A 24,186-nucleotide genomic window follows, 5' to 3' on the forward strand; every position below is an offset into this window, starting at 1 on the left:
CCCGCCGCGTCGCCGCAGAACTTGCTGGGCGGAACTTGCCGGGCAGAACTTCCCGGAACGGAGCGGCTGTCGGGACATCGATGGAAAGCGTTTCAGGGACCGGCGCGATCTGGGCGACGCGGCTGCTGCTGCTGCTCGCCGTCTTCTGCCTCGCGCTCGCGCCGCCGCTCGCCTGGGCGGCGCCGGCCCCGCTGCCGAAGCGGCCGGCACTGGCCGCCAGCTTCGCCCGCGCCTGCACCATCGCCCTGCCCGAGACGCCGCCCCTCTTCGGCAGCAACGGCGCCTCGGCCTCCAAGGAGGACGAGCCGGACGCCGAAGACGAGGCCGACGACGATGATGATGATGATGATGACGATGGCGATCCGCCGGAGCGCGGCCTGATCCTGCCCGGCTCCGGCACCTGCCTGTCGCTCAGCGGCACGGTCAGCGCCGGCCTGCAGCGCGACAGCTACAAGGTCTCGCGCAACAGCCCGCCCGCGCCTTCGGCCACCACCACCTTCCCGACCAGCGCCGCCTTCCGCATCGCGACCTCGCATGAGCTGGCCTCGGGCCTGCGCGTCGGCTCCGCCTTCGGCTTCACGCTCAACAGCCCGGTAGACGGCGTCAGCGAAACCACGCTTGACGAGGCGACGATCCTGATCGGCCCCTGGACCTTCGGGCTCGACACCTCGCGCTTCTCTTTCTGGACCGGCGACGAATTCATCTTCTCGACGCGCGCGCCCTCCCGCACCGTCGGCCTCATCGCGCTGGAACTGCCGCTGACCGCGAGCTGGACGGCAACGCTCTCCCTCGAGGACACGGCCCTAGGCAACGGCTCCGCCACCAACACGGCCAGCGGCGCAACGACCACACCCTCCGTGACCTCCCTCGGCCCCGGCCGCTCCTTCCCGGACGGCGTGGCGCGGCTGGTCTACGAAGCCGGCGACTGGACCGTTCACGGCGCGCTCGCCTTGCGCGAGGCGCCCAGCAGCTCCTCACGGCTCGGCCGCGCCGGCATTCTCGGCGTGACCTATGAAAGCGAACTCTTCGGCGCGACGAGCAGCCTCACGGCGCAGATCGCCGGCGGCATCGACGCCGCGCCCTATATCGGCTCGCAGCTCGACGGGCGCCTGGTCAATCGCGTGCTGCTCGGCACCGACCCGACGCGCGGCTTCTCGGCGCTGGTCTCGACAAGGCGCGAATGGACCGACGAGATCGCGACCAACGCCTTCATCAGCCGCTACTGGCTGGCAGTGCCGCTCGCCGGGCAGGTTCGCGGCGAGATCAGGATCGACCGGGTCGCCGCGAACCTGGTCTGGACCCCGGTCGAGGGCTTCAAGGCGGGCATCGAGAGCTCGGTCGCCTGGGCGAGGATCGCGCTCAGCGGCCGCGAGATCCAGGCCGGGCTGGCCGGCCGGCAGATCTCGACCCAGCTTTTCGTCGAGCGCAGCTTCTGAGAGCGGGGCGTCTCCGCGGACGCGCCCGGCCAGACGGCAACCGAGGGCCGGCGGCAGCACTCACGCGGCGGTCGTGGCACCCCGCTTCTGGTACGCCGCCGCAAGGCCGCTCAAGACGATGACGACCGCTCCGATCAGCGTCCAGACATCCGGCACATTGCCGAAGAGCACCAAGCCGAACAGCGCCGCCCAGATCAGCTGGCTATAGGCGTAAGGCGCAAGATCGTTCGCCGAGGCGAAGCGGACGGCCAGGATGATCAGCAATTGCGCCGCCGCGAAGAAGATCGCCGTCATCAGGCCGAAGCCGATCTCGCGCCAGCCGAGCGCCACGAATGAGAAGGGCAGCAGCGCTGTGCAGACGATGAGCCCGACGACCGCGGAATAGGCGAGCGTCAGCAGCGGGCCGTCGCTCTGCATCTTCCGAGCCATCACGAAAGCAAAGGCCCATGAGGCTGCCGAGATCACCGGGAAGATCAGCGCGGGATGAAAGCCGCTCGAGCCGGGCCGAACGATGATCAGCACGCCGATGAGGCCGAGACAGACCGCCGCCCATTGCCGGGCGCGCGCGACCTCGCCGAGCAACGGCACCGACAGCAGGATCACCAGCAGCGGCGCGACGAAGAACACCGCCGTCGCCTGGGCCAGCGGCAGGAACTGCATCCCGGCGATGAAGCCGAACCCAGAGCCGAGCAGGCCGAAGCCGCGCATGACCTGTAGGAACGGCTGACGCGAGCGCAGGCCCGCGCCCCCTGCGGCGCGCAATGCGATCAACACCGCCAGAGGCGCGAACACGACGAAACGGATCCACATGATCTGTACCGTCGGCACCGTGGCTGCGAGCAGCTTGGAAGCGGCATCGGAGGCGGCAAGGCAGGCGATCCCGCCCAGCATCAAGAGGATGCCGCGAAACAGATGTCGAGGGGGCGGCGGGCTGGCCATGACCGGCATCTAGCCGAAGCCGCTCATCGCCGTTCCTTTGCGCAGAGCCGAGCGCCATGCGCCATGCACAGGTCGGGGCGATCATCGCCCCGACTTATAACAGCGGCGTTCGAGGCTAACCTTCGTCATTGCGAGCGCAGCGAAGCAATCCAGAGCGGCAGCGCTCGACGTCCCCTTGAATTGCTTCGCTGCGCTCGCAATGACGCAATGGCGTAACGGCCGATCGGCATTACTCCTGCGAGTGGCCTCCCCGCTCCTCCCGGAGCTTCTCCCAATATTCCAGCCGCTTCCTGATCTCGCGCTCGAAGCCGCGTTCCGGCGGGTCGTAGAAGAGCTGCCTGCCGAGCGCGTCGGGCCAGTAGTTCTGGCCGGAGAAGGCGTCGGGTGCGTCATGGTCATAGGAATAATCGGCGCCGTAGCCCTCTTCCTTCATCAGCTTGGTCGGCGCGTTCAGGATGGTCTTGGGCGGCGTCAGCGAGCCTGCCTGCTTGGCGGTGCGCATCGCCGCCTTGTAGGCCATGTAGGCGGCGTTCGATTTCGGCGCGGTGGCGAGGTAGATCACGGTGTTGGCGAGCGCCAGTTCCCCTTCCGGCGAGCCGAGCTGCTCATAGGTCTCGGCCGCGGCGCGGGCATGGACCAGCGCCTGCGGGTCGGCGAGGCCGATATCCTCGACCGCCATCCGGACCAGCCGCCGCGCCAGGAAGCGCGGATCCTCGCCGGCATCGAGCATGCGGGCGAAATAGTAGAGCGCCGCATCCGGATCGGAGCCGCGGATCGTCTTGTGCAGCGCCGAGATCAGGTTGTAGTGGCCGTCCTGCGCCTTGTCGTAGATCGGCGCACGCCGCTGGATCACCTCGGAGAGCCCGGCCTCGTCGAAGACCTCGTCCGGCTTGGCGGCGCGCCAGATTTCCTCGGCCAGCGTCAGCACCGCCCGCCCGTCGCCATCGGCGAAGCGGGCGAGCGCCTGGCGCGCCGCCGGCGTCAGCGGCAGTTCGCGGTTCTCCAGCACCTCGGCCCGGCCGAGCAGGAAGAGCAGCGCGCCCTCGTCCAGCGCCTTGAAGGTGAGCACCCGCGCCCGCGACAGCAAAGCGGCGTTGAGCGCGAAGGACGGGTTCTCGGTGGTGGCGCCGACCAGGGTGATCGTGCCGTCCTCCATCACCGGCAGGAAGGCGTCCTGCTGGGCCCGGTTGAAGCGATGGATCTCGTCGACGAAGAGCAGGGTGCCCTTGCCGCCGAGCCTGTGCCCGCGCGCCGAATCGAAGACCTTCTTCAGGTCGGCGACGCCGGAGAAGATCGCGCTGATCTGCTCGAAGCCGAGATCGACCATGCCGGCAAGCAGCCGCGCCACCGTGGTCTTGCCGGTGCCGGGCGGGCCCCAGAAGATCAGGCTGCCGAGCGAGCGCGAGGCGACGAGCCGCGACAGCACCCCGTCCGGCCCGGTCAGGTGCTCCTGTCCCGCGACCTCGCCGAAGGTGGTCGGCCGCAGCCGGTCGGCCAGCGGTCGCGGGCCTGACTTGTCGAGGCCGGAGGCGGCGAAGAGATCGCTCATCGTGACAACACGTCATGCTCGGGCCTGCCCCGAGCATCTCTTGCGGGAGATTCCCGGGCCTGCGCTTCACTTCGCCCGAGAATGACGCAGGCGCGCGGCACCGCCCTCACCCGCCGAAGGTCGAGGTCACGGTCGTGCCGCCGCGCGAGATCGTCACCTCCCAGGCGCGCTTGCGCTCGCGCGTCGCGGTCTCGACCTCGCGCGAGGTCGCGATGCGCTCGCCATTGATGGCGAGGATCAGATCGCCCTTCTTGAAGCCGACGCGGGCCGAGGCGCTGCCCTCCTCGATCGCGCCGATGACGACCCCGTCGGCGGCGAGGTCGATCGAGAGCTCTTCCGCCAGCGCCGGCGAGAGGTTCATCACGGTCAGGCCGGAAAGCGGCGAGCGGCCGGAAAGCTTCACCGGGTCGCGCGGCCGCGTCTCGGGCGCCGCCGCGAGCTTGATCGGCACGACGATGCGCTTGCCGGCGCGCAGGACGGTGAGCGAGGTCACGCCGCCGAGCGGCCGCGTGGCGAAGCGGTAGCCGAAGCTCTCGGGATCGTCGACGGCGACACCGTCGACGGCCAGGATCACATCCGAGCGCTTGAGGCCGCCTTCCGCCGCCGGGCTCTTCTCGACCACGCTGGCGACGACGGAGCCGGCCGGGCGGTCGAGACCGAGCCCGTCGGCGACATCGGCGGTCAGCACCTGCAGGCGCGCCCCGAACCAGGGCCGGCGCACCGTCGTCGCCCCGGCCTTGGCGCTCGCCACGACGACGCCGACCATGGACGAGGGGATGGCGAAGCCGATGCCGACGCTGCCGCCGGAGCGCGAGAAGATCGCGGTGTTGATGCCGACCAGCTGGCCGTGGATGTCGACGAGGGCGCCGCCGGAATTGCCGGGATTGATCGCCGCATCGGTCTGGATGAAGGACTGCGCGTCGCCGACGCCGACCTGGGTGCGCGCCAGCGCCGAGATGATGCCCTGCGTCACGGTCTGGCCGACACCGAACGGATTGCCGATCGCGAGCGCAAGGTCGCCGATCTCGACCTTGTCGGAATCGGCCAGCTCCAGGGAGCTCAGATCCTTGGCCTTGATCCGCAGCACGGCGAGATCGGTGCGCGGGTCGCGCAGCAGGATCGTCGCCTCGAATTCGCGCTTGTCGGCGAGCGCGACCTTGACCTCGCTCATCCCCTCGATGACGTGGTTGTTGGTGACGATCAGCCCGCCGGCGTCGACGATCACGCCGGAGCCGAGCGAGCGCTGCACCTGCTCGCGCGGCACGCCGAAGCCGCCATCGCCGAAGAAGCGGCGGAAGAACGGATCGTCCATGAACGGGTTCTGCGGCCGGCGCTCGATGCGCGCGCCATAGACATTGACCACGGAGGGCGCCGTCTTCTTGACCACCGGCGCAAAGGACAGGGCGACCTGCTGGCGCGTCTCCGGCACAGAGCGCTCCTGGGCCAAGGCGGGCGCGGCAGAACCGCCGGCCAGCATGGTCGAGGCGAGGAGCGCGGCAGCGAGGAGCGCACCGGGAAACCTGATGCGACCGGGCATGCCGGAACCTTTCACGAAATGAATCGACAGCACTTGCGTTTCCATTGGCGCGTTATCGAAGAAAATACATGGACCGGCAAATTCCGCACCGCCCTGAGCGGCCCGCCTCGGGCGAAGGCAGCATGCCGTTCGACCTGCCGGGGAACCCCCCGGCGCGAGCCTCATGCATAATGTTTAGGCCAGCCAAAGCTGCCTCGTCGAGGCCAATCGACGCGCGGCTCATGCGCCAGAAGGCGAACGCTGCGATATCGCCGAAACCTATGGCCGGATCGTGGTCGATCCGGCCAACCCGATCTGCGCCCGTCGGCATGAAAAAGGGGCGGCAGAAACCGCCCCTTCGCGTTCCGGCGCGCCGGTCGTCTTCAGGTCACGAAGAAGCTCTGCGTGCCATGGGCCTCGATCGCCTCGGCGAGGCGGCTCAGCGCATGAACATAGGCGGCGGTGCGCATCGAGATGCGCTTCTGCTGCGAGACGCCCCAGATCGCCCGTCCCTCGCGCTCCATGATGGTCCGCAGGCGATCATGGATTTCCTCGAGCGGCCAGTAGAAGCCCTGCCGGTTCTGCACCCATTCGAAATAGGAGACGGTGACGCCGCCGGCATTGGCGAGGATGTCCGGCAGGACGACGACGTCGCGCTTTTCGAGGATGGCGTCGGCCTCGCTGGTGACCGGGCCGTTGGCGAGTTCCAGGATGATCCGTGCCTTGACGCTGTCGGCATTGCCCTCATGGATCATGTTCTCCAGCGCCGCCGGGACCAAGAGGTCGCAGTCGACGCCGATCAGCGCTTCCGGGTCGAGCTTCTCATGGCCGCCTGCGCCCGCGGTGGCGAGCACCGACTTGCCGCTCGCCTTGGCCGAGAGCAGCGCGCCGATATCGAGCCCGCCCGGCGCCAGCACGGCACCTTCCGAATCCGACACGGCGACGATCCTGTGCCCGTCCGCCGCGAGCAGGCGCGCGATGTACTGGCCGGCATTGCCGAAGCCCTGGACCGCGACGCGCATGCCGTCGCCGAGCCCCAGCTCGCCGGCGAGATGGCGCACAAGATAATAGCCGCCCCGCGCCGTCGCATCGCTGCGGCCGAGCGAGCCGCCGAGCGCGATCGGCTTGCCGGTGATCACGGCCGGCACCGCCTGGCCGACGATCTGGGCGTATTCGTCCGCCATCCAGCCCATGATCATCGCGTTGGTATAGACGTCCGGCGCCGGAATATCGCGATCGGGGCCGATGGTGCGCGCGAACGCCTGGATATAGGCGCGCGCCAGCCGCTCGAGCTCGGCCTTCGACAGCAGCCGGGGATCGACCTGGACCGCGCCCTTGCCGCCGCCATAGGGCAGGTTCATCACGGCGCATTTGAAGGTCATCCAGAAGGCCAGCGTCTCGACCTCGTCGATGGTCGAGGACGGATGGAAGCGGATGCCGCCCTTGGTCGGGCCGCGCGTGTCGTCATAGCGGCAGCGCCAGGCCAGGAACGATTTCCGCGAGCCGTCATCCATGCGGATCATCAGCCGCGCCTTGGTGGTCTCGCGCGCGAATTTGAGCTTCTCGATCACGTCCGGGTCGATATTGAGGTGCCTGGCCGCATCGTCCAGGCGGACGAGCGCGTGATCGAGAAGACTGTCTTCTGACATCGAATTTTCCTGTTGCGTGATCGCAGAACAGGCAATCGCTTAATCAGAAGGCAAAGTCGCGACAAGCAACGGCGGCGCAGGTCGGGTGGTTGGAAATTGCAGCGGCAACCTGCCGCATCCGCAGGCAACGACCGCGCCGCCGCTGCGTCACCTTGCGGTCGGCAGGATGCGGTACTTTCCGACCTCCCCGGACTTCCGGCGGCATGACGCCGGAGGAAATCAGCGCGCGCCGCCGCAATCCGGCTCCGGCAAAAGAAAAAGGGCGGCCCGGAGGCCGCCCTTTGAAAACCTGCAGAAGCTGGCCTGCTCAGGCCGCCTGCTCGTCCTCGGCCGTGAACACCGGGCCGGAATCCTTGCCCTTGGCGTCGACGTCGCGATCGACGAACTCGATCACCGCGAGCGGGGCGTTGTCGCCGAAGCGGAAGCCCGCCTTCATGATGCGCAGATAGCCGCCATTGCGCTCCTTGTAGCGCGGGCCGAGCACTGCGAAGAGCTTGCCGACCAGGGCGACGTCCTTGATCTGCGCGATCGCCTGGCGGCGGGCATGCAGGTCGCCGCGCTTGGCGAGCGTCACCAGCTTCTCGACGACCGGACGCAGGTCCTTGGCCTTCGGCAGCGTGGTGGTGATCTGCTCGTGCTTGATCAGGGCCTGGGACATGTTGGCGAACATCGCCTGGCGATGCTCGGCCGTGCGGTTGAAACGACGGCCGCGGAAACCGTGACGCATGATTGGCTCCTTCGTTGCTTACGGCCGCCGTGCCACGGTACGGCCGTTCTTTATGCTCCGGCACTCATTGCGCCGGGCGGGAATGGCGCGGGAGGTCGTCCCGCGCCGGGGTCTCAGTAGTGCTCCTCGAAGCGCTTCGCCAGCTCTTCGATGTTCTCCGGCGGCCAGCCGGTGACGTCCATGCCGAGATGGAGGCCCATGGTGGCGAGCACTTCCTTGATCTCGTTCAGCGACTTGCGGCCGAAGTTCGGGGTGCGCAGCATCTCGCCCTCCGACTTCTGGATCAGGTCGCCGATATAGACGATGTTGTCGTTCTTCAGGCAGTTCGCCGAGCGCACCGAAAGCTCGAGCTCGTCGACCTTCTTGAGCAAAGCCGGGTTGAACGGAAGCTGCGGAGCGGTCGAGACGGCCTCTTCCTTGCGCGGCTCCTCGAAGGTGATGAAGACGGCGAGCTGGTCCTGCAGGATGCGGGCGGCGAGCGCCAGCGCGTCCTCAGGCGAAACCGAGCCATTGGTCTCGATCTGCATGGTCAGCATGTCGCGGTCGAGGTTCTGGCCCTCGCGGGTGTTCTCGACGCGGTAGGAGACCTTCTTCACCGGCGAGTACAGGCTGTCGACCGGGATCAGGCCGATCGGCGCATCCTCGGGACGGTTCTGCTCGGCCGGGACATAGCCCTTGCCGGTGTTGACCGTGAACTCCATGCGGATCTCGGCGCCGTCGTCCAGCGTGCAGAGCGCCAGCTCGGGGTTGAGGATCTGCACGTCGCCGACGGTGTTGATGTCGCCGGCGGTGACGATGCCCGGGCCGGTCTTGCGCAGGGTCATGCGCTTGGGGCCCTCGCCCTGCATCTTCAGCGCGACGGCCTTGATGTTGAGGACGATGTCGGTGACGTCCTCGCGGACACCCGGGATCGAGGAGAACTCATGCAGCACGCCGTCGATCTGGACGGCGGTGACTGCCGCGCCCTGGAGCGAGGAGAGCAGCACGCGACGCAGCGCGTTGCCGAGCGTCATGCCGAAGCCACGCTCCAGCGGACGCGCGATCACGGTGGCCTGACGCTTGGGGTCGTCCCCGACCTTGACTTCGAGCTTGTTCGGCTTGGACAGGTCTTGCCAGTTCTTGCTGATCACGAGCGCACTCCTGGTGCTTCAAATCCATGGCGGCGGCGGGCCGCCCCGTACCGGCACCCGCCCTTGCGGGTGCCGCAATCCGATCCGCGGCTCAGACGCGACGACGCTTGCGCGGCCGGCAGCCATTGTGCGGGATCGGCGTCACGTCGCGGATCGAGGTGACGGTGAAGCCGGCGGCCTGCAGCGCACGCAGCGCCGATTCACGGCCCGAACCCGGACCGGTGACCTCGACCTCGAGGGTGCGCATGCCGTGCTCGGCAGCCTTGCGGGCGGCGTCCTCGGCGGCGACCTGCGCGGCATAAGGGGTCGACTTGCGCGAGCCCTTGAAGCCCATCGTGCCGGCAGACGACCACGAGATCGTGTTGCCCTGCGCGTCGGTGATGGTGATCATGGTGTTGTTGAACGAGGCGTTCACATGGGCGACGCCGGAGACGATGTTCTTGCGTTCGCGACGGCGGACGCGTTGGGCTTCCTTGGCCATGGTCTTTCTTTCATCCTTCAGGCGCGCCCGTCATGCCAGGCGCTGGGGAGAGTACTCTGCGCGTCATGGCCGGGCTTGACCCGGCCATCTCTTGCAGGAGAAGGCGCCGGCGGCGCCCTCGTAACGAGATGGTCGGGTCAAGCCCGACCATGACATTCGGCTCAGCCGAACGTCACTTCTTCTTGCCGGCGATCGGCTTCGCCTTGCCCTTGCGGGTGCGGGCGTTGGTGTGCGTGCGCTGGCCGCGGACCGGCAGCGAGCGGCGATGGCGCAGGCCGCGATAGCAGCCGAGGTCCATCAGGCGCTTGATGTTCATCGTGACCTCGCGGCGCAGATCGCCCTCGACGAGGTAGTCGCGGTCGATCGTCTCGCGGATCTGCAGGACTTCGGCGTCGGTCAGCTGGTTGACCCGGCGCTCGGCGGCGATGCCGACCTTGGTGCAGATCTCCTGCGCCTTGGAGGCGCCGATGCCGTGAATGTACTGCAAGCCGATGACGACGCGCTTGCCGGTCGGAATGTTGACGCCCGCGATACGAGCCATGTTCTCATCTCTCCATGTCGGCCGCAGCGCCCAATGGCGCCTGCGGCGGTGATAAGAACCCCGCGCCGGTGGAGGCCGGCCCTTGCGAGGCGTTGAACCTGTTCCATACAAGAACGCGACACCGCCCCTTCTCGCGAAGGCGTCGGCATCGCTCTCATGAAACCGGATGGCCGGCTGTTAGTCGCTTAGCGCCGGGCTGTCAAGCCGGGCGGCCACACAGAGCGCTCGCTTCCGGTTAAAGCCACCCCGATTGTCCTCGCCGCGTCATCCTGGGCGACCGCAGGTCGTCCCAGGATCCATCATAGAGCGCCGTCGTTCCCCATAATGGATCCCGGAGCTGCGCGGCTTCGCCGCTTGTCCAGGATGACGGCGAATATGATCGAGCCGCACGGCAACGCAAATCAACGAGCTATCGGCCTGAAACGATCGCCCCCGCCCCTGCCCCGTCACTTCTTGACGAGGCTGCACTTGCTCTCCGAGAGCGGCGCGATGATCTCGGCCGCCGGGATCTTGCGCACGATCTTGAAATAATCCCATGGCGCCTTCGACTCGGCAGGCGCCTTCACCTCGACCAGCATCATGTCGTTCATCAGGCGGCCATCGGCGCGGATCCTGGCGCCCGGCGCGAAGAAATCGTCGACCGCCGTCTCCTTCATCTTCGCTGCGACGGCCGGGCCGGCCGCGGTTCCGGCCGCCTTCACGGCCCGCAGATAGTGCAGCACCGAGGAATAGACGCTGGCCTGGATCATGCCGGGCATCTGCTTCATCCGGGCGGCGTAGCGGTCGGCCCATTCGCGACTGGCCTTGTCGCGATCATGGTAGAAGGCGGTGGTGGTGATCAGCCCCTTGGCCTTGTCGAGGCCGAGCCCGTGCACGTCGCTGAGCACGACCACCATGGCCGCGAGCTTCTGGCCGGCATCGACCAGGCCGAACTCGCCCGACTGCTTGACCGAGTTGATCGTGTCCGTGCCGGCATTGGCGAAGGCGACGATCTTGGCCTTCGAGGCCTGCGCCTGCAGCAGGAAGGACGAGAAATCGGCCGTGCCGAGCGGGTGCCGGACGGTGCCCAGCGTCTTGCCGCCATTGGCGGCGACGATCGACTGGATATCGGCGGTGAGCTGGTGGCCGAAGGCGTAGTCGGCGGCGATGATGAACCAGCTGTCGCCGCCCTCGCGCAGCACCGAGAGCGCCGTGCCCTTGGCGGAGGTTGCGGTATCGAAGGTCCACATGAAGCCGGTGTCGAGGCAGTCCTCGTTGAACAGCCGGGTCGTCGCCGGCCCGTTGAAGAGCGCCACCTTCTGGCGCTCCTTGGCCAGGCCCGCCACCGCCAGGGCGACCGCGGAGTTGGTCAGGTCGGCGATCGCGGTCACGCCGTCGACATCGTACCAGCGCCGCGCCAGGCCGGCGCCGACATCGGGCTTGTTCTGATGGTCGGCCGCGACGAGCTCGATCGGCTTGCCGAGCACGCTGCCGCCGAAATCCTCGATCGCCATGCGGGCGGCCTCGACTGAGCCGAGCCCGCCGAACTCGGCATAATTGCCCGATTGGTCGTTGAGGATGCCGATCTTGACGGCGTCCTGCGCCTGCGCGGCCGGGGCGACCGCCAGCAAGGCGATCGCCAGAAGCGAAACCAACGGCTTCATTGCGTCTTCTCCCTGTCCGGGCCGGTCCGGCCTCGAGGACCATGCGAAACGCCATGGCTCGAAACGTCGCCGCGCCGCTTGTCGGCCGCTCCGGGCCGCCGATGAGTTCAGTGGCGCGGCAGGGATGAGTCAATCGCGCGGGCTGCGCGGGAAAGCAGGGCGGCGTTGCCGCAAATGCGCACCGGCCTCGCGCTCGCCGCCGACTGTAGATCAATAGCGCTGAAGGCGCGCCGCAGGGCCTCTTCGACCTCCTCGCGCCGCGCTTCGGCGGGTGTCAGCGCTTGCGTACGAACTCCGTGCGCAGCACCAGCCCCTTGATGCTCTCGTGCCGGCAGTCGATCTCCTCGGGATTGTCCGTCAGCCGGATCGACCTGATCACCGTGCCCTGCTTCAGCGTCTGGTTGGCGCCCTTGACCTTGAGGTCCTTGATCAGCGTCACCGCATCGCCATCGGCCAGGATGTTGCCGGCGGCATCGCGGACCTCGGGCTTGAGCGCCGCGGCCGCTGCCGTCTCCGAAGCCGGGCGCCACTCGCCGGTCGTCTCGTCATAGACATAGTCGTCATCGCCATCGGCCATGGACCAGCCCCACCGCAAGAAAAAAGCCGCGCGGCGAGCACCGCGCGGCATCTGAACATCGATCGGGCCGGGTCTCAGCCCGTCAGCGCGGTCTCGATCGCGGAGGTCACGGCATCGATCGGCTGCATGCCGTCGATCGGCGTGAGCTGGCCGCGCTTCTCGTAATAGGGCGCGACGATCGCCGTATCGCGGTTATAGGCCTCGAGCCGGGTCTTGAAGACTTCCGGGTCGTCGTCCTTGCGGACCGGCTGGCCGGCGGCCTTGGCGTCTTCCGCCCGCCTGACGATGCGGTCCACCAGCTTGCTCTGGTCGACCTTGAGCTCCAGCACCTTGTCGAGCTTCAGCCCCTTCGAGGCGAGCATCACGTCGAGCGCCTCGGCCTGCGCCAGCGTCCGCGGAAAGCCGTCGAGGATGAAGCCCTTCTTCGCGTCCGGCTCCTCGATCCGCTCGGCGACGATGCCGATGACGATATCGTCCGAGACCAGCCCGCCGGCATCCATCACCGTCCTGGCCTTGACGCCGACCGGCGTGCCCGCCGCGACGGCGGCGCGCAGCATGTCGCCGGTGGATAGCTGTGGAATGCCGTGCTTCTCGACGATACGGGTCGCCTGAGTGCCCTTCCCCGCCCCCGGCGGCCCCAGGAAGATGAGTCTCATCAGCGCTTGGCTCCCCGCAGCTTCGCCTTCTTGACCAGCCCTTCATACTGATGGGCCAGCAGATGCCCGTGAACCTGCGCCACGGTATCCATCGTCACCGTCACCACGATGAGCAGCGACGTGCCGCCCAGCAGGATGATCGGAATCTGGGCGTAAACGATCATCATCTCCGGGATAAGGCAGACGATAGTCAAATACGCCGCGCCGAGCACCGTGATGCGGGTCAGCACCCGGTCGATATGCTCCGCGGTGCGCTCGCCCGGGCGGATGCCGGGCATGAAGCCGCCATGCTTCTTGAGATTGTCCGCCGTCTCGACCGGATTGAACACGATCGCGGTGTAGAAGAAGCAGAAGAAGATGATCAGCGCCGCATAGAGGATCATGAACAGCGGCCGGCCATGCGCGAGATAGGTCGCGATGGTCGACAGGATGCCCGTGCCGCCAGAGGCTTGGCTGAAGCTCGCGATCGTCGTCGGCAGCAGCAGCAGCGACGAGGCGAAGATCGGCGGGATGACGCCGGCGGTGTTGAGCTTCAGCGGCAGGAACGAGGTCTGGCCCTCATACATGCGGTTGCCGACCTGGCGCTTCGGATAGTTGATCAGGAGCCGGCGCTGGGCCCGCTCGACGAAGACGACGAAGGCGATGACGACGACCGCCATGGCCAGCACCGCCAGCAGCAGGCCGGTCGAGATCGCGCCCTGGCGGCCGAGCTCGAGGGTCTGGGCAAGCTGGGCCGGGAACTCGGCGATGATGCCGGCGAAGATGATGATCGAGGTGCCGTTGCCGATGCCGCGGCTGGTGATCTGCTCACCCAGCCAGAGCAGGAACATCGTACCGCCGACCAGGGTGATCGTGGTCGAGACCAGGAAAAACGGCCCCGGCTCCAGCACCAGATTGCCCGAGCCCTGCAGGCCGACAGCGATGGCCCAGGCCTGGAACAGCGCCAGAACGAGGGTCAGGTAGCGGGTGTACTGGTTCAGGATCTTGCGGCCCTGCTCGCCTTCCTTCTTCAGCGCCTCGAAGGTCGGCACCACGCTGGACAGCAGCTGCACGATGATCGACGCGGAGATGTAGGGCATGATGTTCAGCGCGAAGATCGCCAGCCGGCCGACCGCGCCGCCCGAGAACATGTTGAACATGCCGAGCACGCCCGACTGGGTCTGCTTGAACAGGTCGGCCACGGCTTCCGGGTTCATGCCCGGCAGCGGGATATAGGTCCCGAGCCGGAAGACGATCAGCGCCCCCAGCGTGAACCAGATCCGCTTCTTCAGCTCGTCCGCCTTGGCGAAGGCGGCGAAGTTCAGGTTTGAAGCAAGCTGTTCAGCCGCCGATGCCATGCGTCCGGTCCTTCGGTGATAGTCAGACAGTCGAACGGCGGCCAGGGCTTCAGGCCCGGCCGCCGTTCGCGTTCAGTCATGTAAGCGTAGCGGTCACGCCTGTGAAGCGGCAGCCGTCAGGATCTTGACCGAACCGCCGGCCTTCTCGATCGCCTCGACCGCCGACTTGGACGCGCCGGCGACCTCGAAGGCGAGCTTGGTCTTGAGCTCGCCGACGCCGAGGATCTTGACGCCGTCGCGCGCCGCCTTGGTGATCACGCCGGCGGCGACCAGCGCCTCGAGCGTGACCGCGCCCTTGGCGTCGAGCTTGCCGGCCTCGACCGCCTGCTGGATGCGGCCGAGATTGACCTCATTCAGATCGCGGGCGAACAGGTTGTGGAAGCCGCGCTTCGGCAGGCGCCGATAGAGCGGCATCTGGCCGCCTTCGAAGCCCTTGATGGCGACGCCGCCGCGGGAGCTCTGGCCCTTGACGCCACGCCCGCCGGTCTTGCCCTTGCCGGAGCCGATGCCACGGCCGACGCGGATGCGCGACTTGGCCGCGCCTTCGTTGTCACGGATATCAGTGAGTTTCATGTTCGCCCCTCCTCACTTCGCGTCGACGACGCGGACGAGGTGCTTGACCTTCTCGACCATGCCACGCACGGCCGGCGTGTCCTGCAGGGTCGACTGGCGGCGCATCTTGTTGAGGCCGAGACCGATCAGGGTCTGGCGCTGCGAGGCATCGCGGCGGATCGGGCTGCCGGTCTGCTCGACGGTGAGGGTCTTCTCAGCTTTTGCCATCGAACCCTCCTCACGCTTCGGCCGCGGCATCGGTGCCGGCATCGCGACGACGCGTCTGCAGGGCCGAGACCTTGAGCGAACGCCGGGCGGCGACGCTGCGCGGCGAATCCTCGTTCTTCAGCGCGTCGAACGTGGCGCGCACGAGGTTGTACGGGTTCGAGGAGCCGAGCGACTTCGACACCACGTCCTGCATGCCGACCGCCTCGAAGACGGCGCGCATCGGGCCGCCGGCGATGATGCCGGTACCGGCCGGGGCGGCGCGCAGCACGACCTTGCCGGCGCCGTGGCGGCCGTGGACGTCGTGATGGAGCGTGCGGCCTTCGCGCAGCGGGATGCGGACGAGGCCGCGCTTGGCGGCTTCCGTCGCCTTGCGGATCGCCTCGGGCACTTCGCGGGCCTTGCCGTGGCCGAAGCCGACGCGGCCCTTCTGGTCGCCGACGACGACGAGCGCGGCGAAGCCGAAGCGACGCCCGCCCTTCACCACCTTGGCGACGCGGTTGATGTGGACCAGCCGGTCCACGAATTCCGAATCGCGGTCGTCGCGATCCTGACGGTCACGAGGTTCTCTCGCCATGTCATCCTCTTACTTGCGCGGACCGGGCCTGTAAGCCCGCCGCTCGCTCGAGCGCCCCGGACGGGGCGGCCTTAACAATGCGAAGCGCGGAGGGTCGGTCCGACCCTCCGCGTCCCGCGGGTATTGAACGTCAGAAGCTCAGCCCGCCTTCGCGAGCCGCCTCGGCCAGCGCCTTGACGCGGCCATGGTACATATAGGAGCCGCGGTCGAAGACCACTTCCTTGACGCCGGCCTTGAGCGCGCGCTCGGCGATGATCTTGCCGATCGCGGCCGCAGCCTCGACGTTCGCGCCCGACTTGATGTCGGCGCGGATGTCCTTGTCCAGCGACGAGGCGGAAGCGAGCGTCAGGCCCTTCCCGTCGTCGATGACCTGGGCGTAGATCTGCTTGCCGGTGCGGTGCACCGACAGGCGGGCGCGGCCATTGGCGACCGCCTTGATGGCGCGGCGGACACGAGCCCGGCGGCGCGCAGTGTTTTCTGTCTGCTTGCTCATGGCTGGCGTCCTTACTTCTTCTTCCCTTCCTTGCGGAAGATGAATTCGCCGGCATACTTGACGCCCTTGCCCTTGTAGGGCTCGGGGCCGCGATAGTCGCGGATTTCCGCGGCGGTCTGGCCGACGACCTGCTTGTCGATGCCCGAGATCACGATCTCGGTCGGCTTCGGCGTCACGATCGCGACCCCGGCAGGGATCGGATAGTCGATGTCGTGGCTGTAGCCGAGCGAGAGCTTCAGGATCTTGCCGGTGACGGCGGCCTTGTAGCCGACGCCGTTGATCTCGAGCTTCTTCTCGAAGCCGGCGGTGGTGCCGATCACGAGATTGTTGATGCGGGCGCGCGAAGTGCCCCAGAGCGAGCGGGCGCGCTTGCTCTGCGAGCGCGGCTGGACGGCGATGGCGCCGTTGTCCAGCGCGACCGAGACGTCGTCGGGCACCACGAAGGACATCTCGCCCTTCGCACCCTTGATCTTGACCTCCTGGCCCGCGACGTTGGCAGTGACGCCAGCCGGGACCGGAATGGGCTTCTTACCGATACGAGACATTGGATTTCTCCTGATGAGCAGCTGTGCGCGAAAGGTCAGAAGACCTTGCAGAGCACTTCGCCGCCCACGTTCTGCTCGCGGGCAAGGTGATCGGGCATGACACCCTTCGGGGTCGAGATGATGGTCACGCCGAGGCCATCGGCCACGCGCGGCATCGTCTCCACCGAAGAATAGACACGGCGGCCGGGCTTCGAGACCCGAGAGATCGACCGGATCACCGGCAGGCCCTCATGGTACTTGAGCTCGATGTCGAACTCGGTCCGGCCATTGCCGAACTCGGTCTGGGTGTAGCCGCGGATGTAACCCTCGGCCTGGAGCACGTCGAGCACGCGGGCGCGCAGCTTCGAGCCAGGGGTGGAAACGCGGGACTTGCGCCGCATCTGCGCATTGCGGATGCGGGTCAGCATATCTCCGAGCGGATCGATGATCGCCATAACGCTACCTCCTCACCAGCTCGACTTGACGAGGCCGGGAACCAGCCCCTTGTTGCCGAGCTCGCGCAGAGCAACGCGCGACATCTTCAGCTTGCGGTAGAACGCCCGCGGGCGGCCGGTGACTTCGCAGCGGTTGCGCACGCGAATGGCAGCCGAGTTGCGCGGCAGTTCGGCCAGCTTGAGGCGAGCGAGGAAGCGCTCGTCCATGGACTGGCTTTCGTCATTGGCAATCGCGAGAAGACGCGCGCGCTTGCCCGAGAATTTCTTCACGAGCGCCTTGCGGCGGTTGTTGTTCTCGACGGAGCTTTTCTTAGCCATCGATTTCTCCTGGTTTCCGCGTATGAGCGGTGAGGCTCACTGCCGGAACGGGAAGTTGAAGTGCTTGAGCAGGGCGCGAGCCTCGTCGTCCGACTTCGCAGTCGTGCAGACGATCACGTCCATACCCCAGACCTGGTCGACCTTGTCGTAGTTGATCTCGGGGAACACGATGTGCTCCTTGATCCCGAGCGCGAAATTGCCGCGCCCGTCGAACGACTTCGGGTTGAGACCACGGAAGTCGCGCACGCGCGGCAAGGCGATGGTGACGAGCCGGTCGACGAACTCGAACATCTTGGTCTTGCGCAGCGTGACCTTGCAGCCCACCGCCATGTTCTCGCGCAGCTTGAAGCCGGCGATGGCGAGGCGGGACTTGGTGATGACCGGCTTCTGGCCGGCGATCATGGCGAGGTCGGCAGCAGCGTTGTCGACCTTCTTGCGGTCGGCAGTCGCTTCACCGATGCCCATGTTGATGACGACCTTCTCGATGGTCGGCACTTCCATGACGTTCTTGTAGCCGAACTCGGCGATCATCGCCGGGCGGACGACGTCCTCGTAATGCTTCTTCATACGCGGCGTCAGGGCCGCCTGCTGATTCTCAGCCATCGATCAGATCCCCCGAACGCTTGGCGAAACGGACCTTGCGGCCGTCATCGAGCACCTTGAAGCCGACGCGGGTCGGCTTGCCGTCCTTCGGATCGGCGACGGCCAGGTTCGACAGGTCGATCGTGGCCTCCTTGCTGATGATGCCGCCCTCGGACTGGGCCGTGGCCTTGGTGTGCTTCTTGACCAGGTTCACGCCGCGCACGACGGCGCGGCCATCCTTCGGCAGAACCTGGAGGACTTCGCCGTCCTTGCCCTTGTCGCGGCCGGCGAGCACGACGACCTTGTCGCCCTTCTTGATTTTCGCAGCCATTACAGCACCTCGGGAGCGAGCGAAATGATCTTCATGTGGTTCTTGGCGCGCAGCTCGCGCGGAACCGGTCCGAAGATGCGGGTGCCCACCGGCTCCTTCTGGTTGTTGATCAGCACGGCCGCATTGCGGTCGAAGCGAATCACCGAACCGTCGGGGCGCTTGACGTCCTTGGCGGTGCGAACGACGACCGCCTTCATGACGTCGCCCTTCTTCACGCGGCCGCGCGGGATGGCTTCCTTGATGGAGACCACGATAATGTCGCCGATGCGGGCATAGCGCCGCTTCGAGCCGCCGAGAACCTTGATGCACATCACGCGGCGGGCGCCGGAATTGTCGGCAACCTCGAGATTCGTCTGCACCTGGATCATGGCCTTGATCCTTCCATTCCATATCAGCGCGGTTTCCGGACGGGGGCTTTCCGCCCGCCCGGACTACGACTGACGGGGGTCGATCGCCCCCTGGCCTCAAATGACTTTACGCTTTCGGCGCGCCGTCGAGCACAACCCAGCTCTTCAACTTCGAGATGGGCTTCGATTCCTCGATCCAGACCTGCTCACCGATCTTCGCCACCTCGCCCTCGTCGTGGGCGTGGTAGTTTTTCGAGCGGCGAACCGTCTTCTTGAGGAGCGGGTGCGTATACCGCCGCTCCACCTTTACCACAACAGTTTTGTTCTGCTTGTCGCTGACGACGACACCCTGCAGCACGCGCTTCGGCATGGTCTGACTCCTCAGGCGCTCGCGGCGACGGTCTTCGACCGTTGCAGCGTCTTGATGCGGGCGATCTCCTTGCGGACCTCGGTGACGCGCGAGGTGTTCTCGAGCTGACCGGTGGCGCGCTGGAAACGCAGGTTGAACTGCTCCTTCTTCAGCTTCAGGAGCTCGTCCTGGAGCTGGTCCGTGCTCATGACCTTGAGGTCGGACAGGCGTTGCGTAGCTTTCATGTCGCCCTCCTTACTCGGCGATGCGCTGGATGAAGCGGGTCTTGATCGGCAGCTTGGCCGCCCCGAGACGCAGCGCCTCGCGGGCGGTGTCCTCGGCGACGCCGTCGATCTCGAACATGACCCGGCCGGGCTTGACCTTGGCTGCCCAGTACTCGGGCGCGCCCTTGCCCTTGCCCATGCGGACTTCGGTAGGCTTCTTCGACACCGGCACATCCGGGAAAATCCGGATCCAGACGCGGCCGGCGCGCTTCATGGCACGCGTGATCGCGCGGCGAGCCGCTTCGATCTGGCGGGCGGTGACACGCTCCGGCATCAACGCCTTCAGGCCGAACTGGCCGAAATTGAGGTCGGTGCCGCCCTTGGCGACGCCGGAGATGCGTCCCTTGAACTGCTTGCGGAACTTGGTTCGCTTCGGTTGCAACATGGCTCTTCTCGATCAGCCTTACGCGGCATGGTCGCGACGATCGCGACCGCCGGAGCGGCTGCCTTCGTCGGACATGCGCTTGTCCTGGGCCATCGGGTCGTGTTCCAGGATCTCGCCCTTGAAGATCCAGACCTTGATGCCGCACGTACCATAGGTCGTGAAGGCGGTGCCGACCCCGTAGTCGACATCGGCGCGCAGCGTATGCAGCGGCACCCTGCCCTCGCGATACCATTCCAGGCGCGCGATCTCGGCCCCGCCGAGGCGCCCCGAGCAGTTGATGCGGATGCCCTCGGCGCCCAGACGCATGGCCGACTGGACGGCCCGCTTCATGGCGCGACGGAAGGCGACGCGGCGCTCGAGCTGCTGCGCGATCGAGTCGGCGACCAGGGTCGCGTCGATCTCGGGCTTGCGCACCTCGACGATGTTGATGGTGACATCGGCCTTGGTGAGCTTCATCACCGCCTTGCGCAGCTTCTCGATGTCGGCGCCCTTCTTGCCGATCACCACGCCCGGCCGTGCCGAGTGGATGGTGACGCGGCACTTCTTGTGCGGGCGCTCGATGATGATCTTCGAGACGGCAGCCTGCTTCAGCAGCTTCATCAGGGCGGCGCGGATCGCCATGTCCTCGTGCAGCAGCTTGCCGTACTCGCCCTTCTGGGCGAACCAGCGCGAATCCCAGGTCCGGTTGATGCCGAGACGAAGGCCGATCGGATTGATTTTCTGACCCATCGTTCTCTCCTCAGGCCTTGGCCGCCTGGACTTCGCGCACCACGATCGTGATGTTGGCGAAGGGCTTCATGATGCGGGCGCCACGGCCGCGGGCGCGGGCATGGAAGCGCTTCATCACCAGCGCCTTGCCGACGAAGGCCTGGGCGACGACGAGATCGTCGACGTCGAGATCATGGTTGTTCTCGGCGTTGGCGATCGCGCTCTGCAGGCACTTGCGCACGTCGAGCGAGATCCGCTTGCGCGAGAACTCGAGATCGGCGAGCGCGGTCGCGACTTTCTTGCCGCGAATGAGCTGGGCGAGAAGGTTCAGCTTCTGCGGGCTGACGCGGAGGTTGCGGGCAACCGCAATCGCCTCGTTCTCAGGCAGCGCACGGGGGGCGGAGGGCTTTCCCATGGCTTACTTCCTCTTCGCCTTCTTGTCGGCGGCGTGACCGTGGAAGGTGCGCGTCGGCGAGAACTCGCCGAACTTGTGGCCCACCATCTCCTCGGAGACGTTCACCGGCACATGCTTGTGGCCGTTGTAGACGCCGAACGTCAGACCGACGAACTGCGGCAGGATCGTGGAGCGTCGGCTCCAGATCTTGATGACTTCCTGCCGGGTCGCCGAACGGGCGACCTCGGCCTTTTTCAGAAGGTATCCGTCGACAAACGGACCTTTCCAAAGCGAACGCGCCATGACGGACCTCAGTTCTTCTTCTTGCGGGCGTGACGGCTCGACACGATGAACGTATCGGTCCGCTTGTTCGAGCGGGTCTTCTTGCCCTTGGTCGGCAGACCCCAGGGCGTGACCGGATGACGGCCGCCCGAGGTGCGGCCTTCGCCGCCGCCATGCGGATGGTCGACCGGGTTCATCGAGACACCACGGTTGTGCGGGCGGCGGCCCAGCCAGCGCGAGCGCCCGGCCTTGCCGTCGTTCCGGTTCATGTGGTCCGGGTTCGAAACCGCACCGACAGTCGCATAGCACTGGCCGCTGATCAGCCGCTGCTCGCCCGAGTTCAGGCGAACCACGACATAGCCCTGGTCGCGGCCGACGATCTGGGCGTAGTTGCCCGCCGAACGCGCCAGCGCGCCACCCTTGCCGATCTTGAGCTCGACATTGTGGACGATCGTGCCGATCGGCAGCGCGCCCATCGGGGCGGCGTTGCCGGGCTTGACGTCGACCGTGTCGCCGGAGACGACGCTGTCGCCGACGGCCAGGCGCTGCGGCGCCAGGATGTAGGACTGCACGCCGTCGCTGTACTTGATCAGCGCGATGAAGGCGCTGCGGTTCGGATCATACTCGATCCGCTCCACCGTCGCCGGCATGCCGGGCTTGCCGCGACGCTTGAAGTCGATCAGGCGCAGCGTCCGCTTGTGACCACCGCCGCGGAAGCGGACGGTGATGCGGCCGAGATTGTTGCGGCCGCCCGAGGACGACTTGCCCTCGGTCAGCGCCTTGACGGGCTTGCCCTTGTAGAGCTCGCTCCGGTCGACGATCACGAGCTGGCGAAGGCTCGGCGTGACCGGCTTGAAATGCTTCAAAGCCATGTTGTCGATCCTCTCTTACAGGCCGGTGGTCACGTCGATGGAGTGACCTTCCTCGAGGGTCACGACCGCCTTCTTGACGTCCGAGCGCTGGCCCAGCCGGCCCCGGAAGACCTTGACCTTGCCCTCGGTGACGAGCGTGTTGACGCTCTTCACCTTGACGTCGAACAGCTTCTCGACCGCCGCCTTGATCTGCGGCTTGGTCGCGGTCTTGGCAACCTCGAAGACGACCTTGTTGTGCTCGGAGAGCATGGTCGCCTTCTCGGTGATCACGGGGCTGACGATCACGTCGTAGTGCCGCGGATCCAGGTTCTTGGACTGGCTCATTTGAAGCGCGCCTCCAGCGCATCGACAGCCGAGCGCGTCAGCACGAGCTTGTCGCGACGCAGGATGTCATAGACGTTGATGCCCTGGACCGGCAGGACGTCGACATTCGGGATCGAGCGCGCGGCCAGGCCGAAGTTCACGTCGATCTCGGCGCCGCCGATCACCAGCGCGCTCGACAGGTCGAGCTTGCTGAAATGGCCGAGCAACAGCTTGGTCTTCGGCTCCGCCAGCTTGGCGTCGTCGATGATGATCAGGCCGGCGTCCTTGGCCTTGGCCGAGAGCGCATGGCGCAGGGCCAGGGCCTTCACCTTCTTCGGCAGGTCGTGCGCATGGTCGCGCACCACCGGCCCGAAGGCCTTGCCGCCGCCGCGGAACTGCGGGGCCGAAGCTGCGCCGTGGCGAGCGCCGCCGGTGCCCTTCTGCTTGTAGATCTTCTTGCGCGACCGATCGACCTCGCTGCGGCCCTTGGTCTTGTGCGTCCCGGCGCGGCGCTTGGCGAGCTGGTAGCGCACCATGCGGGCGAGCAGGTCGGCGCGCGGCTCGAGGCCGAAGATCGCGTCGGAGAGCTCGAGGGAGCCGGCAGTGCCGCCTTCGAGAGTGGTGATATCGAGCTTCATCACGCGTTCTCCTCAACCGTCTCGGCCGCAGGAGCCTGGCTGTCGCCGCCGACGACCTTGAACTTGCCCGGCAGCGGAGCGTCCTTCGGCAAGGCGCGCTTGATCGCGTCACGGACGTGGATCCAGCCGCCGGCGACGCCGGGGACCGCCCCCTCGACCAGGATCAGGCCGCGCTCGACGTCCGTCTGGACGACGCGCAGGTTCTGCGTGGTCACGCGATCGACACCCATGTGACCGGGCATCTTCTTGTTCTTGAAGGTCTTGCCCGGGTCCTGGCGACCACCGGTCGAACCGATCGAGCGATGCGAGACCGAGACGCCGTGGGTGGCGCGCAGGCCGCCGAAGTTCCAGCGCTTCATGCCGCCGGCAAAACCCTTGCCGGTCGTCGTGCCGCTGACGTCGACGAACTGGCCGACCACGAAATGGTCGGCGGTGAGCTCGGCGCCGACCGGGATCAGCGCGTCGTCGCTGACGCGGAACTCGACGATCTTCTGCTTCGGCTCGACCTTGGCGACGGCGAAATGGCCGCGCTGCGCCTTCGAGACGTTCTTGACCTTGGCCAAGCCCGACCCGAGCTGCACGGCGACATAGCCGTTCTTCTCGATCGTGCGATGCGCGACGACCTGGCAGTTATCGAGCTTCAGCACGGTGACCGGGATATGCTCCCCGGCATCGGTGAAGATGCGGGTCATCCCGACTTTCTGTGCAATCACACCGGAACGCATCGGTGCACACCTTCCCTTGGGGTCATGTCCATCCGGATGAACCGGAAACAGAGGACCCGATGATTGATCCGTAGATGGTCCGACGAAGTGGATATCGCTTCGTCGTTCAGACCATCGACAACTTAAAGCTTGATTTCGACGTCGACGCCGGCGGCGAGATCGAGCTTCATGAGGGCGTCGACCGTCTGTGGGGTCGGGTCGACGATATCGAGAACCCGCTTGTGGGTCCGCATCTCGAACTGCTCGCGCGACTTCTTGTCGATGTGCGGCGAGCGGTTGACGGTGAACTTCTCGATCAGCGTCGGCAGCGGGATCGGGCCGCGCACCTGCGCGCCGGTCCGCTTCGCGGTCGAGACGATCTCGCGCGTCGACGCATCGAGGATGCGATGGTCGAACGCCTTGAGGCGGATCCGGATATTCTGACCGTTCATGGTCTTGTTATCTCCGTGACGTGAAAAGGCAAAGGCCCGCAAAGGGCCTTCGCCCTCAGATCAGCCAGCGTTACGCGAGGATTGAGGCGACGACGCCGGCGCCGACGGTGCGGCCGCCTTCGCGGATGGCGAAGCGCAGCTTCTCTTCCATCGCGATCGGCACGATCAGGTGCACTTCCATCGAGATGTTGTCGCCCGGCATCACCATTTCCGTGCCTTCCGGCAGATGC

At 66.7% G+C, this 24,186-nt stretch carries 35 protein-coding genes; 1 reads left to right on the plus strand and 34 read right to left on the minus strand.

What is annotated here, in order from left to right; all coding sequences use genetic code 11:
• The first annotated feature begins 80 nt into the window (after positions 1 to 80).
• Entirely contained in the window at positions 81 to 1,436 is a 1,356-nt protein-coding gene (locus V6M56_RS04255; protein WP_332681524.1) for a hypothetical protein, read from the plus strand.
• A gap of 60 nt (positions 1,437 to 1,496) precedes the next feature.
• Here V6M56_RS04255 and V6M56_RS04260 read toward each other — a convergent pair whose 3' ends face one another.
• From V6M56_RS04260 to V6M56_RS04425, 34 genes are all read right to left on the minus strand, one after another.
• Positions 1,497 to 2,375 carry a DMT family transporter gene (locus tag V6M56_RS04260; protein ID WP_332681525.1) on the minus strand — a complete coding sequence of 293 codons (879 nt, stop codon included), beginning with the start codon at positions 2,373 to 2,375 and terminating at the stop codon, positions 1,497 to 1,499.
• Positions 2,376 to 2,604: 229 nt separating this feature from the next.
• Positions 2,605 to 3,924 (minus strand): replication-associated recombination protein A, encoded by a 1,320-nt coding sequence (locus V6M56_RS04265; RefSeq protein WP_332681526.1) that lies wholly within the window; start codon positions 3,922 to 3,924, stop codon positions 2,605 to 2,607.
• A gap of 106 nt (positions 3,925 to 4,030) precedes the next feature.
• A complete protein-coding gene (locus V6M56_RS04270; RefSeq protein ID WP_442881078.1) occupies positions 4,031 to 5,461 on the minus strand; it encodes a DegQ family serine endoprotease in 1,431 nt (476 codons plus the stop codon).
• 362 nt (positions 5,462 to 5,823) lie between these two features.
• Positions 5,824 to 7,089 (minus strand): Glu/Leu/Phe/Val family dehydrogenase, encoded by a 1,266-nt coding sequence (locus tag V6M56_RS04275; RefSeq protein WP_332681527.1) that lies wholly within the window; start codon positions 7,087 to 7,089, stop codon positions 5,824 to 5,826.
• A gap of 307 nt (positions 7,090 to 7,396) precedes the next feature.
• Positions 7,397 to 7,816 (minus strand): 50S ribosomal protein L17, encoded by a 420-nt coding sequence (gene rplQ, locus V6M56_RS04280; RefSeq protein WP_332681528.1) that lies wholly within the window; start codon positions 7,814 to 7,816, stop codon positions 7,397 to 7,399.
• 113 nt (positions 7,817 to 7,929) lie between these two features.
• Complete coding sequence (locus V6M56_RS04285) at positions 7,930 to 8,946, minus strand: DNA-directed RNA polymerase subunit alpha (protein WP_332681530.1); 1,017 nt, start codon at positions 8,944 to 8,946, stop codon at positions 7,930 to 7,932.
• A gap of 91 nt (positions 8,947 to 9,037) precedes the next feature.
• Positions 9,038 to 9,427, minus strand: coding sequence for a 30S ribosomal protein S11 (gene rpsK, locus V6M56_RS04290; protein ID WP_043237079.1), 390 nt, complete (start codon positions 9,425 to 9,427; stop codon positions 9,038 to 9,040).
• Between the two features lie 172 nt (positions 9,428 to 9,599).
• The gene (gene rpsM / locus V6M56_RS04295; RefSeq protein WP_332681572.1) at positions 9,600 to 9,968 is read right to left on the minus strand and encodes a 30S ribosomal protein S13; all 369 of its coding nucleotides are present in this window, start codon (positions 9,966 to 9,968) and stop codon (positions 9,600 to 9,602) included.
• Between the two features lie 446 nt (positions 9,969 to 10,414).
• The gene (locus tag V6M56_RS04300; protein ID WP_332681573.1) at positions 10,415 to 11,611 is read right to left on the minus strand and encodes an ABC transporter substrate-binding protein; all 1,197 of its coding nucleotides are present in this window, start codon (positions 11,609 to 11,611) and stop codon (positions 10,415 to 10,417) included.
• 274 nt (positions 11,612 to 11,885) lie between these two features.
• Positions 11,886 to 12,188, minus strand: coding sequence for an alkylphosphonate utilization protein (locus tag V6M56_RS04305; RefSeq protein WP_332681575.1), 303 nt, complete (start codon positions 12,186 to 12,188; stop codon positions 11,886 to 11,888).
• Positions 12,189 to 12,262: 74 nt separating this feature from the next.
• Entirely contained in the window at positions 12,263 to 12,844 is a 582-nt protein-coding gene (locus V6M56_RS04310; protein WP_332681578.1) for an adenylate kinase, read from the minus strand.
• Positions 12,844 to 14,181, minus strand: a complete 1,338-nt coding sequence (gene secY, locus V6M56_RS04315; RefSeq protein ID WP_332681580.1) for a preprotein translocase subunit SecY — start codon at positions 14,179 to 14,181, stop codon at positions 12,844 to 12,846. The genes V6M56_RS04310 and secY overlap by 1 nt, the downstream gene beginning before the upstream one ends.
• A gap of 93 nt (positions 14,182 to 14,274) precedes the next feature.
• Positions 14,275 to 14,754, minus strand: coding sequence for a 50S ribosomal protein L15 (gene rplO, locus V6M56_RS04320; RefSeq protein WP_332681582.1), 480 nt, complete (start codon positions 14,752 to 14,754; stop codon positions 14,275 to 14,277).
• Between the two features lie 12 nt (positions 14,755 to 14,766).
• Entirely contained in the window at positions 14,767 to 14,961 is a 195-nt protein-coding gene (gene rpmD, locus V6M56_RS04325) for a 50S ribosomal protein L30 (RefSeq protein WP_332681584.1), read from the minus strand.
• A 10-nt stretch (positions 14,962 to 14,971) separates the two neighbouring features.
• Positions 14,972 to 15,535: a 30S ribosomal protein S5 gene (rpsE, locus tag V6M56_RS04330; protein WP_332681586.1), complete on the minus strand. Its 564-nt coding sequence runs from the start codon at positions 15,533 to 15,535 to the stop codon at positions 14,972 to 14,974.
• A 130-nt stretch (positions 15,536 to 15,665) separates the two neighbouring features.
• Complete coding sequence (gene rplR, locus V6M56_RS04335; protein WP_332681588.1) at positions 15,666 to 16,028, minus strand: 50S ribosomal protein L18; 363 nt, start codon at positions 16,026 to 16,028, stop codon at positions 15,666 to 15,668.
• An 11-nt stretch (positions 16,029 to 16,039) separates the two neighbouring features.
• Positions 16,040 to 16,573 carry a 50S ribosomal protein L6 gene (gene rplF, locus V6M56_RS04340; protein WP_332681589.1) on the minus strand — a complete coding sequence of 178 codons (534 nt, stop codon included), beginning with the start codon at positions 16,571 to 16,573 and terminating at the stop codon, positions 16,040 to 16,042.
• A gap of 35 nt (positions 16,574 to 16,608) precedes the next feature.
• Complete coding sequence (gene rpsH / locus V6M56_RS04345) at positions 16,609 to 17,007, minus strand: 30S ribosomal protein S8 (RefSeq protein ID WP_332681591.1); 399 nt, start codon at positions 17,005 to 17,007, stop codon at positions 16,609 to 16,611.
• A 12-nt stretch (positions 17,008 to 17,019) separates the two neighbouring features.
• Complete coding sequence (gene rpsN, locus V6M56_RS04350) at positions 17,020 to 17,325, minus strand: 30S ribosomal protein S14 (RefSeq protein ID WP_332681593.1); 306 nt, start codon at positions 17,323 to 17,325, stop codon at positions 17,020 to 17,022.
• 36 nt (positions 17,326 to 17,361) lie between these two features.
• A complete protein-coding gene (gene rplE / locus V6M56_RS04355) occupies positions 17,362 to 17,928 on the minus strand; it encodes a 50S ribosomal protein L5 (protein ID WP_332681595.1) in 567 nt (188 codons plus the stop codon).
• On the minus strand, positions 17,921 to 18,238 hold the full coding sequence (gene rplX, locus V6M56_RS04360) for a 50S ribosomal protein L24 (RefSeq protein ID WP_066480055.1): 318 nt from the start codon (positions 18,236 to 18,238) through the stop codon (positions 17,921 to 17,923). The genes rplE and rplX overlap by 8 nt, the downstream gene beginning before the upstream one ends.
• Positions 18,238 to 18,606 carry a 50S ribosomal protein L14 gene (rplN, locus tag V6M56_RS04365; RefSeq protein WP_066480057.1) on the minus strand — a complete coding sequence of 123 codons (369 nt, stop codon included), beginning with the start codon at positions 18,604 to 18,606 and terminating at the stop codon, positions 18,238 to 18,240. The genes rplX and rplN overlap by 1 nt, the downstream gene beginning before the upstream one ends.
• 106 nt (positions 18,607 to 18,712) lie before the next feature.
• Positions 18,713 to 18,955 carry a 30S ribosomal protein S17 gene (rpsQ, locus tag V6M56_RS04370; RefSeq protein ID WP_332681604.1) on the minus strand — a complete coding sequence of 81 codons (243 nt, stop codon included), beginning with the start codon at positions 18,953 to 18,955 and terminating at the stop codon, positions 18,713 to 18,715.
• A gap of 11 nt (positions 18,956 to 18,966) precedes the next feature.
• Positions 18,967 to 19,179, minus strand: a complete 213-nt coding sequence (gene rpmC / locus V6M56_RS04375) for a 50S ribosomal protein L29 (RefSeq protein ID WP_316021092.1) — start codon at positions 19,177 to 19,179, stop codon at positions 18,967 to 18,969.
• A 10-nt stretch (positions 19,180 to 19,189) separates the two neighbouring features.
• Positions 19,190 to 19,603: a 50S ribosomal protein L16 gene (rplP, locus tag V6M56_RS04380; protein WP_332681606.1), complete on the minus strand. Its 414-nt coding sequence runs from the start codon at positions 19,601 to 19,603 to the stop codon at positions 19,190 to 19,192.
• An 18-nt stretch (positions 19,604 to 19,621) separates the two neighbouring features.
• Positions 19,622 to 20,332 carry a 30S ribosomal protein S3 gene (rpsC, locus tag V6M56_RS04385; RefSeq protein ID WP_332681607.1) on the minus strand — a complete coding sequence of 237 codons (711 nt, stop codon included), beginning with the start codon at positions 20,330 to 20,332 and terminating at the stop codon, positions 19,622 to 19,624.
• 10 nt (positions 20,333 to 20,342) lie between these two features.
• A complete protein-coding gene (gene rplV / locus V6M56_RS04390; protein WP_332681609.1) occupies positions 20,343 to 20,726 on the minus strand; it encodes a 50S ribosomal protein L22 in 384 nt (127 codons plus the stop codon).
• A gap of 3 nt (positions 20,727 to 20,729) precedes the next feature.
• On the minus strand, positions 20,730 to 21,008 hold the full coding sequence (rpsS, locus tag V6M56_RS04395) for a 30S ribosomal protein S19 (protein WP_332681610.1): 279 nt from the start codon (positions 21,006 to 21,008) through the stop codon (positions 20,730 to 20,732).
• A gap of 8 nt (positions 21,009 to 21,016) precedes the next feature.
• Entirely contained in the window at positions 21,017 to 21,859 is an 843-nt protein-coding gene (gene rplB, locus V6M56_RS04400) for a 50S ribosomal protein L2 (RefSeq protein ID WP_332681613.1), read from the minus strand.
• A gap of 15 nt (positions 21,860 to 21,874) precedes the next feature.
• Positions 21,875 to 22,183 carry a 50S ribosomal protein L23 gene (locus V6M56_RS04405; protein ID WP_332681614.1) on the minus strand — a complete coding sequence of 103 codons (309 nt, stop codon included), beginning with the start codon at positions 22,181 to 22,183 and terminating at the stop codon, positions 21,875 to 21,877.
• Positions 22,180 to 22,800, minus strand: coding sequence for a 50S ribosomal protein L4 (gene rplD / locus V6M56_RS04410; protein WP_332681615.1), 621 nt, complete (start codon positions 22,798 to 22,800; stop codon positions 22,180 to 22,182). Before rplD ends, V6M56_RS04405 begins: the two co-directional genes overlap by 4 nt.
• Entirely contained in the window at positions 22,800 to 23,525 is a 726-nt protein-coding gene (rplC, locus tag V6M56_RS04415; protein WP_332681617.1) for a 50S ribosomal protein L3, read from the minus strand. Before rplC ends, rplD begins: the two co-directional genes overlap by 1 nt.
• Positions 23,526 to 23,647: 122 nt before the next feature.
• Positions 23,648 to 23,956 carry a 30S ribosomal protein S10 gene (gene rpsJ, locus V6M56_RS04420; RefSeq protein ID WP_043237115.1) on the minus strand — a complete coding sequence of 103 codons (309 nt, stop codon included), beginning with the start codon at positions 23,954 to 23,956 and terminating at the stop codon, positions 23,648 to 23,650.
• Between the two features lie 70 nt (positions 23,957 to 24,026).
• Positions 24,027 to 24,186: EF-Tu C-terminal domain-related protein (locus V6M56_RS04425; protein WP_465247577.1), on the minus strand; the 160-nt coding region annotated here is incomplete at its 5' end.

This window comes from Allobosea sp. (assembly GCF_036675845.1).
Lineage (GTDB): Bacteria > Pseudomonadota > Alphaproteobacteria > Rhizobiales > Beijerinckiaceae > Allobosea.